This window comes from Nocardioides coralli, from assembly GCF_019880385.1.
GTDB classification, from domain to species: Bacteria; Actinomycetota; Actinomycetes; order Propionibacteriales; family Nocardioidaceae; genus Nocardioides; species Nocardioides coralli.
The window spans coordinates 1,848,292-1,861,565 of record NZ_CP082273.1; the positions used below are offsets into that span (position 1 = coordinate 1,848,292).

General features: G+C 72.2%; 14 protein-coding genes. 9 read left to right on the forward strand and 5 right to left on the reverse strand.

Features of this window, described 5'->3' with window-relative positions; all coding sequences use genetic code 11:
- Positions 1-2 precede the first annotated feature (2 nt).
- From K6T13_RS09050 to K6T13_RS09085, 8 genes are read left to right on the forward strand one after another with little or no spacing between them, the layout of a single operon-like run.
- Complete coding sequence (locus tag K6T13_RS09050) at positions 3-929, forward strand: FKBP-type peptidyl-prolyl cis-trans isomerase (RefSeq protein WP_222894270.1); 927 nt, start codon at positions 3-5, stop codon at positions 927-929.
- Between the two features lie 27 nt (positions 930-956).
- Positions 957-1,928 carry a helix-turn-helix transcriptional regulator gene (locus tag K6T13_RS09055; protein WP_222894271.1) on the forward strand — a complete coding sequence of 324 codons (972 nt, stop codon included), beginning with the start codon at positions 957-959 and terminating at the stop codon, positions 1,926-1,928.
- Complete coding sequence (locus K6T13_RS09060) at positions 1,925-2,923, forward strand: helix-turn-helix transcriptional regulator (protein ID WP_222894272.1); 999 nt, start codon at positions 1,925-1,927, stop codon at positions 2,921-2,923. Before K6T13_RS09055 ends, K6T13_RS09060 begins: the two co-directional genes overlap by 4 nt.
- Before the next feature lie 35 nt (positions 2,924-2,958).
- Complete coding sequence (gene tatA, locus K6T13_RS09065) at positions 2,959-3,231, forward strand: twin-arginine translocase TatA/TatE family subunit (protein WP_222894273.1); 273 nt, start codon at positions 2,959-2,961, stop codon at positions 3,229-3,231.
- A gap of 9 nt (positions 3,232-3,240) precedes the next feature.
- On the forward strand, positions 3,241-4,077 hold the full coding sequence (gene tatC / locus K6T13_RS09070) for a twin-arginine translocase subunit TatC (RefSeq protein ID WP_222894274.1): 837 nt from the start codon (positions 3,241-3,243) through the stop codon (positions 4,075-4,077).
- A complete protein-coding gene (locus K6T13_RS09075) occupies positions 4,074-4,472 on the forward strand; it encodes a hypothetical protein (protein ID WP_222894275.1) in 399 nt (132 codons plus the stop codon). Before tatC ends, K6T13_RS09075 begins: the two co-directional genes overlap by 4 nt.
- A 9-nt stretch (positions 4,473-4,481) precedes the next feature.
- Positions 4,482-5,354 (forward strand): diacylglycerol/lipid kinase family protein, encoded by an 873-nt coding sequence (locus K6T13_RS09080; protein WP_222894276.1) that lies wholly within the window; start codon positions 4,482-4,484, stop codon positions 5,352-5,354.
- On the forward strand, positions 5,347-8,133 hold the full coding sequence (locus K6T13_RS09085) for a DEAD/DEAH box helicase (RefSeq protein ID WP_222894277.1): 2,787 nt from the start codon (positions 5,347-5,349) through the stop codon (positions 8,131-8,133). The genes K6T13_RS09080 and K6T13_RS09085 overlap by 8 nt, the downstream gene beginning before the upstream one ends.
- On the opposite strand, the gene K6T13_RS09090 is transcribed toward K6T13_RS09085, so the two are convergent.
- The 3 genes from K6T13_RS09090 to K6T13_RS09100 are packed head-to-tail and all read right to left on the reverse strand — an operon-like array spanning position 8,112 to position 10,052.
- Positions 8,112-8,453 (reverse strand): hypothetical protein, encoded by a 342-nt coding sequence (locus tag K6T13_RS09090; protein WP_222894278.1) that lies wholly within the window; start codon positions 8,451-8,453, stop codon positions 8,112-8,114. The genes K6T13_RS09085 and K6T13_RS09090 overlap by 22 nt on opposite strands.
- Before the next feature lie 9 nt (positions 8,454-8,462).
- On the reverse strand, positions 8,463-9,119 hold the full coding sequence (locus K6T13_RS09095; RefSeq protein ID WP_222894279.1) for an SDR family oxidoreductase: 657 nt from the start codon (positions 9,117-9,119) through the stop codon (positions 8,463-8,465).
- A 24-nt stretch (positions 9,120-9,143) separates the two neighbouring features.
- Positions 9,144-10,052 carry a 5'-3' exonuclease gene (locus tag K6T13_RS09100; protein ID WP_222898226.1) on the reverse strand — a complete coding sequence of 303 codons (909 nt, stop codon included), beginning with the start codon at positions 10,050-10,052 and terminating at the stop codon, positions 9,144-9,146.
- A 54-nt stretch (positions 10,053-10,106) separates the two neighbouring features.
- Here K6T13_RS09100 and K6T13_RS09105 point away from each other — a divergent pair, with 54 nt between their 5' ends.
- Positions 10,107-10,559, forward strand: coding sequence for an Lrp/AsnC family transcriptional regulator (locus K6T13_RS09105; RefSeq protein WP_222894280.1), 453 nt, complete (start codon positions 10,107-10,109; stop codon positions 10,557-10,559).
- Positions 10,560-10,653: 94 nt separating this feature from the next.
- Here the strand turns inward: K6T13_RS09105 and K6T13_RS09110 are convergent, their stop codons facing one another.
- Positions 10,654-11,598, reverse strand: a complete 945-nt coding sequence (locus tag K6T13_RS09110) for a hypothetical protein (protein WP_222894281.1) — start codon at positions 11,596-11,598, stop codon at positions 10,654-10,656.
- A 158-nt stretch (positions 11,599-11,756) separates the two neighbouring features.
- A complete protein-coding gene (locus K6T13_RS09115) occupies positions 11,757-13,211 on the reverse strand; it encodes a KamA family radical SAM protein (RefSeq protein WP_222894282.1) in 1,455 nt (484 codons plus the stop codon).
- Positions 13,212-13,274 lie beyond the last annotated feature (63 nt).

The window sequence follows — 13,274 nt, forward strand, 5'->3', positions numbered from 1 at the left end:
CTGTGTTGCGTCGTCTGATCGTGCTGCTCCTGGTGCCGCTGCTCGGCGCCGTCCTGGTCGCGTGCGGCGAGGAGTCCGACGACTCGTCGTCTGGGGCCTCGGCCCCGCTGGAGGAGATCCAGATCGAGGGCGAGTTCGGGGAGAAGCCCGAGGTGACGTGGGACGGCCGGCTCGAGGCCGGCAAGATCACCAGCGAGGTGCTCGAGGAGGGCGACGGCGAGCAGGTGGGGAGCGGGGACCAGGTCCTGGCCCACATCTGGCTCGGCAACGGCTTCACCCAGGAGGAGGCCTACAGCTCCTACGAGACGCAGCCGCAGCAGCTGACGGTGAACGAGAAGCAGCTCGGCGAGCCCTTCCTCGAGGGGCTGGAGGGGCGCACGATCGGTTCCCGGGTGGCCGTCGTGGCGCGTGCCGACGAGTTCTTCGGCGAGACCGGCAACCCCCAGCTGGGCATCGGCAACCAGGACGCGGTGGTCCTCGTCCTCGACCTGATGGAGATGTACACCCCGCCGAAGCCCAAGGACGTGCCGGCCTCGCAGCTGCCGAGCGTCGTGGAGGAGAAGGGCGACCCGGTCGGCCTCGACTTCTCGGGCGTCCCCAAGCCGGCGGCCGACGGCGAGCTGCTGCGCGCCGTGCTGGACGAGGGCGACGGCGAGCCGGTGACCACGGACATGAAGGTCACGGCCGACTACCTGGGCGCCGTGTACGGCGGCAAGAAGCCCTTCGACGAGAGCTTCTCGGCCAAGCCGGTGCCGTTCGAGCTGACCAGCGTGGTCGACGGCTGGACCTACGGGCTGGAGGGAGTGCCGGTCGGCAGCCGGGTCCTGCTGCAGATCCCGCCTGACCTCGGCTACGGCGGCCAGAAGCAGCCGGGCATCCCCGCCGACAGCACCCTCTACTTCGTGATCGACATCGTCTCCGCGAAGTAGGGTGGCCCGCGGACCGAGGGGAGGCGCATGGCGGCGGAGAAGACCGAGCGGCTGCTCAACCTGCTCATCATGCTGCTCATCCAGCGCCGCTACATCGCCAAGGACCGGGTGCGGGCGCTCCTCTACCCGGACTCCTCCGACGAGGCCTTCGAGCGGATGTTCGAGCGCGACAAGGACGACCTGCGCTCGCTCGGCGTCCCCATCGAGGTCGGCCAGCTCGACGCCTACTTCGACGACGAGCCCGGCTACCGGGTTCGGTCCGACGAGCTGCAGCTGCCCGACATCGAGCTGAGCGCGGACGAGGCGCAGGTCATCGGCCTCGCGAGCAAGGTCTGGGAGCACGCGCGGCTCGCGGAGGCGACCACGGGGGCGGTGCGCAAGCTCACCGCGGCCGGTGTCCCCATCGACGTGGGTGCGCTCGACCTCGTGGCGCCGCGCCTCAACGCCGACGAACCCGCCTTCGACGTGTTCTGGGAGGCCGTGCGCGAACGGCGGGTCGTCGAGTTCGCCTACCGGCGACCCGGGGGAGAGCCCGCGCTGCGGCGGCTGCAGCCGTGGGGAGTGGTCCGCTACTCCGGGCGGTGGTACGTCGTGGGCCACGATCTCGACCGCGACGACGAGCGGGTCTTCCGGCTCTCCCGGGTCGAGGGGGAGGCCCAGGCGGTGGGGGAGGCGGCGGCGTACGACGTGCCGGCGGGTGTCGACATCCGCGAGGTCGCCCGGCGACTGGTGCCGGCCCCGCCCGCCACGGTGGTCACGCTGCTGCTGCGAGCCGGCACCGGCCACTCCCTGCGCCGGGCCGGCGAGCTGCGCGAGACGGGCGTGGTCGGCCCCGACGGTGCTGACGAGTGGGACCGGGTGGTGCTCGACCGCGGCGGCCCCGACGTGGTGTCGGCGGTGCTCGCGCACGGCGCGGACGCCGTGCTCGAGTCCCCGCCGGAGCTGCGGTCCGAGGTCGTGGCGCGGCTGCGTTCCCTGGTCGGGGAGCCGTCACCGTGAGTGCACCGGTGCAGGGCGGCGCGCGCGAGCAGCTGGGCCGGTTGCTGACGCTCGTGCCCTACCTCCACGCCCGGGGCGAGGCCCGGGTCGACGAGGCCGCGGCCGTGCTCGGGGTGAGCCCGCAGCAGGTGGTGAAGGACCTCAAGGTGCTCTTCATGTGCGGGCTGCCCGGCGGCTACCCCGACGACCTGATCGACGTGGACCTCGACGCCCTGGAGGGGCCCGAGGCCGACGGGGTCATCCGGGTGTCCAACGCCGACTACCTGGCTCGCCCGCTGCGGCTCACGGCAGCCGAGGCCACGGCCGTGATGGTCGCGCTGCTGGCCGTCCGCGGGGGTGCCTCCGACGAGACCCGGGCCATCGTCGACCGGGTGCTCGGCAAGCTGCAGGCGGCCGCTGCGGGCACGGCACCGGTGGCCGTCGAGCCGGGCGGCGCGGACGACCCGGACTCGCTCGCGGGTCTCCGGGCCGACCTCGACCGGGCGGTCCACGAGGGGCGGCAGGTGCGGCTGACCTACTGGGTGCCGGCCCGGGACGAGGAGACCGAGCGCGTGGTGGACCCGCGGGCGGTGGTCGACGTGCGGGGCGCCACCTACCTCGACGCCTGGTGCCACAGCGCCGAGGACGGCCGGATGTTCCGCCTCGACCGGATCCACGCCGCCGAGGTGCTCGACGCGCCCGTGACCCGGCAGCAGGAGCCCCGTGACCTGGGACGCGACCTCTTCGACTTCGGCGACCAGGCCGAGCGGGTCACCCTCCGCCTGGCGCCCGGGGCGAGCTGGGTCGTGGAGTACTACCAGGTCGGCGACGTACGCCGGCAGCCCGACGGCAGCCTCGAGGTGGATCTCGACGTGGCCGACCGTCGGTGGCTGCAGCGGCTGCTGCTGCGGCTGGCGCCCCACGCCCGGATCGTGTCGCCCGCTGCGTGGCAGGCCGAGCTGGCCGATACCGCGCGGGAGACGATGCGCCTCTACGGCGCCGACGACGTACAGTAGGAACCGACCCCGAAGCAGGATGTGAGGAATCCACCATGCACGCAGACATCGCCGTCCCGGGCGGCTGGGAGCTCATCCTCATCGTGCTCGTGATCGTGCTCTTCTTCGGCGCGGCCAAGCTGCCGGAGCTCGCTCGGGGGAGCGGCCGGGCGCTGCGCATCTTCAAGGCCGAGACCAAGGGTCTCGGCGACGACGACGAGGCGACGACTCCGGAGCAGAAGGAGATCGAGTCCCGCGCGCCCGAGCAGGAGCCGACGACCACCGACGACCCGATCGTGCGCGAGCGGCACGACGGCACCACCAGCTGACCGACGGCGGTGTCGTTCTCCGGCGTCCTCGGCCTCTTCGCCGGCAGGCCGCACCACCCCGTCGGACCCGACGGTCGGATGGCGCTCTCGGACCACCTCCGGGAGCTGCGCGCCCGCATCCTCAAGATCGCAGCCGTCTTCCTGGTCGCGCTCGTCGTCTCACTGTTCTTCTTCGACCCGATCTTCCAGCTCGTCCTGACGCCCTACCGGGAGGCCCAGACGGGACTGCCGGACGTCGACACCCAGGCGACCATCGCCGGCGCGGGTGGGCCGCTGCTGCTCTACCTCAAGCTGTGCTCGCTGGTGTCGGTGATCGCGACGAGCCCGTTCTGGCTCTACCAGGTCTGGGCCTTCATCCTGCCCGGGCTCCACGACAAGGAGAAGCGCTGGACGCGGGTCTTCGCGGCCATCGCCGGCCCGCTGTTCCTTGCCGGTGTCGTGCTGGGCTACTACACCCTGCCGAAGGGGCTGGAGCTCCTCATCGGGCTGACCCCCGGTGACCTCACCAACCTCGTCGAGTTCGGCGACTACCTCAGCTTCCTGATCCGCACCTTGCTGGTCTTCGGCATCGCCTTCGAGATCCCGGTCTTCGTCATCCTGCTCAACCTCGCGGGCGTCCTGCGGGGCGCCGCCCTGGGCCGCTACCGCCCTTGGATCGTCATCGGGTCCTTCGTCTTCGCCGCCGTGGCGACCCCGTCGACCGACCCCTTCACGATGCTGTTCCTCGCGATCCCCATGGTGCTGCTGTTCTTCATCTCCGAGGTGATCGCCCGGATGCTCGACCGGCGTCGTGCCCAGGCCGACCCGGCCGCGGGCCTCGCCGACGACGAGATGTCGCCGCTGTGACCCACGACCTCACCGACGTCGACCCCTTCGACCTGCCCGAGTGGCTGGGCGAGGGCGATGTCACGTGGGAGACCACGGCGGGCCTGCGCAGCGGGCACCACGTGACGGGCCGGCTCTGCGGCGCCGGGCAGGAGGTGCCGTGCGACCTGCTCGCCATCGACGAGGCCTACCCCGCGCCGGTCGCCGCCGACGACGTGCGCAGCCGGGCCCACCAGGCGTGGCAGCACGGCCAGATCCTGCTGGTGGCCGAGGGCGACCGGCTCACCCTCGCCGTACCCGCCCGCGACTTCGACGCCGAGCTGGTGCTCGACGCCCTCGAGCGGCTCGCCAAGGCGGTGGGCGCTTCTCCGGAGCACTACGCGGCGCGCCTCCGGATCGGACGCGACCGCCGCTAGGCTCCGGGTGTGCCCCGCGAGATCGCCCTCCTCACCAACCCCACCGCGGGCAAGGGGAGGGGAGCCGCGGCGCGCGGCGTGGTGCTGCCGCGGCTGGAGGCCGCCGGCTTCCGGGTCCGCGACCTGCAGGGGACCGATGTCGACGTGGCCCTCGACCTCGCCCGGTCCGCGGTCGCCGACGGGGTGTGGGCGCTCGTGGTGTGCGGCGGCGACGGGATGGTCCACCTGGGCGTGCAGGCGGTGGCCGGGACCGACACCCACCTCGGCATCGTGCCGACCGGCACCGGCAACGACGTCGCTCGCTACCTCGACCTGCCGCGCAAGGACCCGGCGGCGGCCGCTGACCGGGTCGTCGCCGCGACGCCGCGACGGATCGACCTGGCGCGCAGCGGTTCGCGCTACTTCGTGACCGTCCTGGCGGCCGGCTTCGACGCGATCGTCAACGAGCGTGCCAACCGGATGACGTGGCCCAAGGGGCAGATGCGCTACAACCTGGCCACGCTGGCAGAGCTGCGCACCTTTGAGCCGCTGCCCTACGAGATCGAGCTCGACGGCCAGTCGCGGCGTACGGACGCGATGCTGGTCGCCGTCGGCAACGGACCGTCCTTCGGCGGCGGCCTGCGGATCACCGAGGGGGCGCTGCTCGACGACGGGCTCCTCGACGTCGTGATCATCAAGCCCATGAGCAAACCGGCCCTGGTGCGCACCTATCCCAAGCTGTTCCGGGGCACCCACGTGACCCACCCGCAGTACGAGCACCACCGGGTGCGCACCGTCACCGTCGCGGCCCCGGGCATCGTGTCCTACGCCGACGGCGAGCGCTTCGGGGCGCTGCCGCTGACCATCACCTGCGAACCAGGAGCACTGAGCGTCCTTGCCTGACGACCACGGACCGGCCGCGGCGTACGCCGCCGACCGGCGCCGCCGGGCCTACCCGGTCTTCCACGAGTTCTCCGGCCTCTACTCCTTCGGCCTCGACGACTTCCAGGTCCGCGCCTGCCACGAGATCGAGGACGGCCGCGGCGTCCTCGTCGCGGCTCCGACCGGGTCGGGCAAGACCATCGTCGGCGAGTTCGCCATCCACCTGGCGCTCGCGACCGGGCGCAAGTGCTTCTACACGACCCCGATCAAGGCGCTGTCCAACCAGAAGTTCCACGACCTCGTCGCGCGCTACGGCGAGGACCAGGTCGGGCTGCTCACCGGTGACCACACCGTCAACGGGGAGGCGCCGGTGGTCGTGATGACGACCGAGGTGCTGCGCAACATGATCTACGCCGGCTCCCGCACCTTGCTGGGCCTCGGGTTCGTGGTGATGGACGAGGTGCACTACCTCGCCGACCGGGCCCGGGGAGCGGTGTGGGAGGAGATCATCATCCACGTCCCCGAGTCGGTGGCCCTGGTGTCGCTGTCCGCCACGGTCTCCAACGCCGAGGAGTTCGGGGAGTGGCTGACCGAGGTCCGCGGCGAGGTCACGACCATCGTCGAGGAGCGGCGGCCGGTCCCGCTCTACCAGCACGTGATGGCGGGTCGGAAGCTGCTCGACCTGTTTGCCGCCTCCGACGTCGACGCCGCGGCCGGCTTCGTGCGGGAGGGCACGCCGGTCAACCGGGAGCTGGAACGGCTCGCTCGCGACGACTGGGCCAGCCACCGGGTGCGCGACCGGCGCTCGCCCAAGCAGTCGCGGGGCCGCGGGAGCGACAACCGCCGCCCGGTCGGCAACGGCCGCCGGGTCTGGGTGCCGAGTCGGGTGGACGTCGTCGACCGCCTCGAGCGCGAGGGACTGCTGCCGGCCATCAACTTCATCTTCAGCCGGGTCGGCTGCGACGCGGCAGTGACCCAGTGCCTCGCGGCGGGGGTCAGGCTCACCACGCCCGAGGAGCGCGACGCCATCTTCGCGTTCGTCGAGGATTCCTGCCGGCACCTGCCGGAGGAGGACCTCCACGTCCTCGGCTACCACGACTTCCTCGACGGGCTCACCCGTGGCGTGGCGGCCCACCACGCCGGGCTGCTGCCGACGTTCAAGGAGATCGTCGAGCAGCTCTTCGTGCGGGGGCTGTGCAAAGTGGTGTTCGCGACCGAGACCCTGGCGCTGGGCATCAACATGCCCGCCCGCACCGTCGTGATCGAGAAGCTGACGAAGTGGGACGGCGAGACCCACGCCGACATCACGCCGGGGCAGTACACCCAGCTCACCGGACGTGCCGGCCGGCGTGGGCTCGACGTCGAGGGGCACGCGGTCGTGCTGTGGCAGCCGGGCATGAACCCCCGAGAGCTCGCCGGGCTCGCCTCCACCCGCACCTACCCGCTCCGGTCGAGCTTCGCGCCGTCCTACAACATGGCCGCCAATCTCGTGCACCAGTTCGGCCGGGAGCGGTCGCGGGAGCTGCTGGAGCAGTCGTTCGCCCAGTTCCAGGCCGACCGCGCCGTGGTGGGGCTCGCCCGCAAGCTGAGGAAGAGCGACGACGCCCTCAGCGGCTACGCCGAGGCCGCCACCTGCCACCTCGGCGACTTCATGGAGTACGCCGGGCTGCGCCGCCGGATCTCCGAGGTCGAGAAGGCAGCCGCCCGGGAGCGGAAGGCCGACCAGCGCGCAGAGGCGGCCGAGTCGGTGCGGCGGCTGCGGCCCGGCGACGTGATCCGGGTGCCGGCCGGCAAGTTCGCCGGCTGGGCGGTGGTGGTCGACCCCGGGTCGCCGACCGAGGAGCCCCGCCCCTACGTCGTGACCGCGGAGCGGCAGGCACGTCGACTGGCGATGATCGACTTCCCGCAACCGGTGGAGCCGGCGGCCCGCCTCAAGGTGCCCCGCGGCTTCAACGGGCGCAACCCGCAGATGCGGCGCGACCTCGCCTCCGCGCTCCGGACCCGGACCCACGACCTGGCGCCCCCGCCCCCCTCCAAGCGCGGCAAGGGCGCGCGTCCCGAGGACGTCGACGACCGGGTCGCCGAGCTCCGGCAGCGGCTCCGGGAGCACCCGTGCCACGACTGTCCGGAACGGGAGGACCACGCCCGGTGGGCGGAGCGGTGGTTCAAGCTCGACCGCGACGCCGCCACCCTGCGCCAACGCATCGAGCGGCGCACCAACACCGTGGCCCGGCAGTTCGACCGGGTCTGCGAGGTGCTCACGGCCCTGGGCTACCTGGACGGCGACACCGTCACCGAGCGCGGCTCCCACCTGCGCGTCCTCTACTCCGACACCGACCTGCTGGCCGCCGAGTCGCTGCGTCGCGGCCTCTGGGACGACCTCGACGCCTCCGAGCTCGCGGCCGCGCTGTCCGTGCTGGCCTTCGAGGCCCGACGCCCGGACGACGCCAGCTCACCGCGACTGCCGGGTGGCCGCACCCGCGAGGCCATCGGCGGCATGGTCCGGCTCTGGGGCGAGCTCGACAGCCTCGAGCGCGACCACCGGCTCGACCTGCTGCGGCAGCCCGACCTCGGGTTCGCGTGGGCCGCGCACCGGTGGGCCGAGGGCGACGAGCTCGACGGCATCCTCACGGTGACCGACCTGGCCGCGGGTGACTTCGTGCGGTGGATGAAGCAGCTGCTCGACCTGACGGGGCAGGTGGCGGACGCCGCCGGTCCGGGGCCGCTGCGCGAGACCGCCCGTGAGGCGGGGCGGCGCCTGAAGCGGGGCGTCGTGGCCTACTCGAGCGTCAACGACTGAAGCGGGACCACCCAGCCGCGGTCGGGGGGACGCGGGCCGGTGGGACACCGCAGCAGCTGCGTCCCGTGGATCAGGGGCAGCACGCAGGAGGCCGGGGGTGCGGTGCGCCGTGGTCTGGGGCAGGCATCGAGCGCGGAGCCGCCGACCGGCACGACGCAGCCGGCGCCTGGCTGGGAGGGAGGCGGGAGCGGCAGCACCCGCGTGCCACGGAGCTCGTCGGCAGGGGGTGCTGGGGGTTCGGCCCCGGGCGCGGCGGCCGATCCCGGGCTCGAGACGGCCACGACCGCGGCCACCGCGGCGACCACCAGGGCGCGCCTCATGGACAGATGCTAGAGCGCCGCGGCGATCGCGTCTCCCACCCGGAGGTCCCCGGAGACGAGGTTCCACTGCTTCCCGGCGGTGGCGGGGTCCTCGAGCACCGCCGCGATCACCTCGGCCACGTCGGCCCGGGGGATCTCGGCCCGGGCGACGTCGGGGCCGAGGGCCACCAGGCCCGTGCCCGGCGCGTCGGTCAGACGACCGGGCCGCAGGATCGTCCAGTCGAGTCCGCTCTCGCGCAGGGCCGCGTCGGAGTCGCGCTTGGCCGCGACGTACGCCGCCCACACCTCGCCGGCGTCGTCGGGCACCGGCTCGTCGACGTTGATCGCGGACACCTGGACGAACCGGTCGATGCCCAGCTGCTTGGCGGCCTCGATGGAGAGCAGCGAGCCGTCGAGGTCGACGGTCTTCTTGCGCTCGACGTTGCCGTCGGGTCCGCCGCCTGCGGCGAAGACCACGGCCCCGCAGCCCTCGAACGCGGAGACGAAGTCGTCCACGTCACCGGCCTCGATGTCGAGGTGGCGGGTGGTGACGCCGGTCGCCTCGAGCTCGGCGGCCTGGGCCTCCGACCTCACCAGGGCGACGGGCTCGTGGCCCGCGCCGAGCAGCATGGGGTGCAGCAGGCGGGCGATCTGGCCATGGCCTCCGACGACGGCGATGCGAGTCATGCCACCCACCGTACGTGGGCCGGGTCAACGGTCGGCGAGGGTCTCCACGAGGCGGGTCAGGGGTCCTTCCAGGTTGAACTCCTCCGCGAGGGCCTTGACCAGCTCGGGGTCGCGGGGCTCCCGGGGCAGGGTCGCGTCGTGGTCGTGCAGCTCGATGTCACGGGCGACGGCCACCACCCGGGGGGCGACGGCGAGGTAGTCGGCGGCGGCCCGGATCTTGCTCCGCGGGTTGGGGCCGAGGTCGGCGTCGGGGTCCTCGGCGGCGGCGAGGATGCCCGACATGTCGCCGAACCGCTGGAGCAGTGTCGCGGCGGTCTTCTCGCCGATCCCCGAGACCCCCGGGAGCCCGTCGGAGGCGTCGCCGCGCAGGGTCGCGAAGTCGGCGTACTGGGCGGCCTCGATGGCGTACTTGTCGCGCACGACCTCGGCGGTGACGCGCTCGTGCCTGCCCACGCCCCGGGCGATGTAGAGGACCCGGACGCCGGCGTCGTCGTCGACGAGCTGGAAGAGGTCGCGGTCGCCGGTGACGATGTCGACCGGCATCCCGGCACCCGTGGCGAGGGTGCCGATCACGTCGTCGGCCTCGTAGTGGTCGGCTCCCACGATCGCGATTCCGAGGGCCCCCAAGACGGCGCGGATCACGGGGACCTGCACCTCGAGCGGGTCGGGCACCTCCTCGACGTCGGGCTGGTCGCCCGGGCGGGCGGCGACGACGCGGTGGGACTTGTAGCTGGGGATCAGGTCGACCCGCCACTGCGGGCGCCAGTCGTTGTCCCAGCAGCAGACCAGGTGAGTGGGGGAGTACTCACCGACGAGGCGGCTGATGAAGTCGAGCAGCCCGCGCACGGCGTTGACCGGCGTGCCGTTGTCGGCCTTGATCTCCGGGACACCGAAGAACGCCCGGAAGTAGAGGGAGGCGGTGTCGAGCAGCATGAGTCGCGTCGTCACGCCGGCATCCTGCCACGGCGTGCCACTACGCTGTCGGCCGTGACCCGCCCTGAGCTCGAGGCGACCGATCGCCGGATCGTGGAGCTGCTCGCCGTCGACGGCCGCATGTCCTACACCGACCTCGGGAAGGCCACCGGGCTGTCCACCTCGGCGGTGCACCAGCGCGTCAAGCGGCTCGAGCAGCGCGGCCTGATCACCGGGTACGGCGCCACGATCGACCACGACGCCATCGGGCTGCCGCTCGCGGCCTTCATCTCGGTCACGCCGATCGATCCCGCCCAGCCCGACGACTATCCCGAGAGGTTGCAGGGCATCGAGGAGATCGAGTCGTGCTGGTCGGTCGCGGGGGAGGAGTCCTACATCCTCAAGGTTCGCGTCGCCACCCCGGCCGATCTCGAGGACCTGCTCGCCCGGGTCCGTGCCGCCGCCAACGTCTCCACCCGCACCACGATCGTCCTCTCCACGCCGTACGAGAACCGCCCGGTGACGTAGGGGCGCGCAGTTTCCCCGGTCGGCCGGGGAAACTGTCGGTTGTCAGGGTTCGCAAACCCGGACAACCGACAGAAGAGCCTGACAACCACGCGGCTCAGGCGGCGGTCGGCCGGAACCCGGCACGGATGCGCGCGGCGCAGGCTGCGGGATGGCGGAGATCCGCCCACACCAGCCGGATGCAGCGCCACCCCGTGAGCTCGACGATCATCGACTCACGGCGCTTCTCGCGCACCACCGCGTCGGTCACGCTCTCACCGGGACGTCGGTGCGTCTCGTACTTCACCTTCCCATCGAGCTCGACGAACACCCCGAGCTCCGGCCACGCGAGGTCGACCCGAGCAACGACCCGCCCCCGGCGGTTGCGGATGGGGTAGTTGGGAATCGGTGTCGGCAGCCGCTGCGACCAGCACATGAAGCGGCCTCGGCTCTCGAGGACCGACTCCGACCGGCCATCGACGAGCCGCAGGACCAGGTCCGTGTGCAGCGTGTTCGGCCACGACGTCGTGGCGGCGTACCGCGTCCGGAGCTTCTGGACATCGGTGAGGCCCGTGTGGAGCAGCCAGTCGATCTCGACGACAGCATGCTCCACGTCGGTGAGGGTGGTCAGCTCCAGCGCCGCTCGCGTCGGGCTCATCACCTGTACGCCGGCACCCGACCAGACGTCTTCCGGGAGCAGGATGCCGCGGTGCTGCTGGATCCCGGCCTCCTTGCGGCCGGTCTTCTGGTCGGTCCGGGTGAGGTGGACGAGCTCGGCACTCACGTCCCACAGCGGTGCCCCCCACAGGCCTGCGGCGCTCAGGTGGCTGAGCACGACGTCGGTCCTGGCCTGGGCCGCCGCGGCGACGCAGAGGAGCGCGTAGCGGCCGCCTTCGTCCAGCTCGTGCCAGGGAGCGGCCGCCGTGTAGGCGCCGTGGCGCACCTTGTGGAGGTTGCCTCGCGCCACCTCGCGAGCGATGGCGTGGTCGGTCATGCCCTGACCGACCAGCTCGCGGCGGAGGTGGACAGCGGGGAGCCCGTCCAGACGCGCAGGTGCTTGCATGCCAGCACCCTGCCCCGCTGGGCGTCACCCCGGGGCAGCGATCTGGCTGTCTGTGGAGAACCACGGCGCGGCCGGACAGGCGAAGTTGCCGGACAAGGGGTGCAGGATCAGCCGACAACCTGCGGTTTCCCCGGCCGACCGGGGAAACCGCAAACCCCTCAGTGCGCCTGGAGGGCGGCGGTACGCCGGGAGGCCTCGGCGATCTCGGCGGCCCGGAGCGCCGACTCGTCGAGCCGGCCGTGCTCGGCCCACCACGCCTGGCCCTCGGCCGGCAGCGTGTGGATCGGGTCGTAGTACTCGTAGGTCCGCGACAGGGCCTCGGGGTCGGCGGCCTCGATGGAGGTGCGGTAGTTCTTCGTCCAGTAGGAGATGCCGCGCACCTCGTCGTAGTCGGCGAGCTGGTGCACCCAGCGCTTCCCGACGAACGGCACGTCACACACGATCCGCGGGGTCGCGAAGCCCGGCAGGTAGCCCATGATGTGGTGCTGCAGCCGCTGCGCGTCGGCGACCGAGACCCGCCAGTGCTCCGAGAACGGGATCATGTCGCACATGTAGAAGTAGTAGGGCATGATCTGCGCCCCGTCGAGGAGCCGGAAGCACAGGTCGAGCAGCGCCTCGGGGTCGGCGTTGACGCCGTTGAGCAGCACGCCCTGGTTGCGGACGTCACGGATCCCGGTGTCGAGCATCGCCCGGGCGGCCTTCGCCACCAGCGGGGTGACCGAGTTGGCGTGGTTGACGTGGGTGTGGATCGCGATCGACACCCCGCGCTCCCGCGCGATGGAGGCGACCCGGCCCATGCCGTCGACCACGTCGCCCTGCAGCCAGTGCTGGGGGAGACCCATGAGGGCCTTGGTGGCCAGTCGGATGTCGCGGATGTTCTCGACCTCCAGCACCGAGGTCAGGAACGCCTCGAGCCGGGGCCACGGCATGTTGGCGACGTCACCGCCGGAGACCACGACGTCGCGCACGCTCGGCGTACGTCGCAGGTAGTCGATCATGTCGCCGAGCCGGTCGTTGGGCTTGCCGACGAACTTGAGCTTGTCGATCTGGGCGGTCGAGTTGCCGACCAGGTCCATGCGCGTGCAGTGGCCGCAGTACTGAGGGCAGGTCGGCAGCAGCTCGGCCAGCACCTTGGTGGGGTAGCGGTGGGTGAGCCCCTCGGCCACCCACATGTCGTGCTCGTGCAGCGAGTCGCGGGTGGCGTGCGGGTGGGAGGGCCAGTCGGTACGCCGGTCGCTGAGCACCGGCAGCATGTAGTGCCGGATCGGGTCGGCGTAGAACGCCTCGGTCAGCGACCCGGGGCCGGCCGGCTCCACGTGCGGGGCCATGGTGTTGAGCATCTGCGGCGGCACCAGCATCGACATGGTCGCCCGCTCGGCCTGGTCGCGCTCGAGGTCCTCGTAGAACCGCTCGTCGAGCAGGTCGCCCATCAGCTCGCGCAGCTGCTTGAGGTTCTTGACGCAGTGGGCCCGCTGCCACTGCACCGACTCCCACTCCTCGGTCGTCACGTCGCGCCACCCCGGGAACCGCGTCCAGTCGGGCTCGACCAGCTCGGTCCGGCGGTAGGGGTAGGGCTGGCCGGTCTCGAGTCCGATGGCCGTCTCGATGCTCATGGGGGACCTCCTGGGTCGTGGCGCGCGGCGGTGGGTCGATTGTGTGACTCACCGCTCATCTGC

Bases quoted from the DNA above. Each gene is read 5' to 3' on its own strand.
- K6T13_RS09055 (WP_222894271.1), top strand. From the start codon at position 957: ATGGCGGCGGAGAAGACCGAGCGGCTGCTCAACCTGCTCATCATGCTG.
- tatA (WP_222894273.1), top strand. From the start codon at position 2,959: ATGCACGCAGACATCGCCGTCCCGGGCGGCTGGGAGCTCATCCTCATC.
- K6T13_RS09090 (WP_222894278.1), bottom strand. From the start codon at position 8,453: ATGAGGCGCGCCCTGGTGGTCGCCGCGGTGGCCGCGGTCGTGGCCGTC.
- K6T13_RS09095 (WP_222894279.1), bottom strand. From the start codon at position 9,119: ATGACTCGCATCGCCGTCGTCGGAGGCCATGGCCAGATCGCCCGCCTG.
- K6T13_RS09100 (WP_222898226.1), bottom strand. From the start codon at position 10,052: ATGCTGCTCGACACCGCCTCCCTCTACTTCCGGGCGTTCTTCGGTGTC.
- K6T13_RS09110 (WP_222894281.1), bottom strand. From the start codon at position 11,598: ATGCAAGCACCTGCGCGTCTGGACGGGCTCCCCGCTGTCCACCTCCGC.
- K6T13_RS09115 (WP_222894282.1), bottom strand. From the start codon at position 13,211: ATGAGCATCGAGACGGCCATCGGACTCGAGACCGGCCAGCCCTACCCC.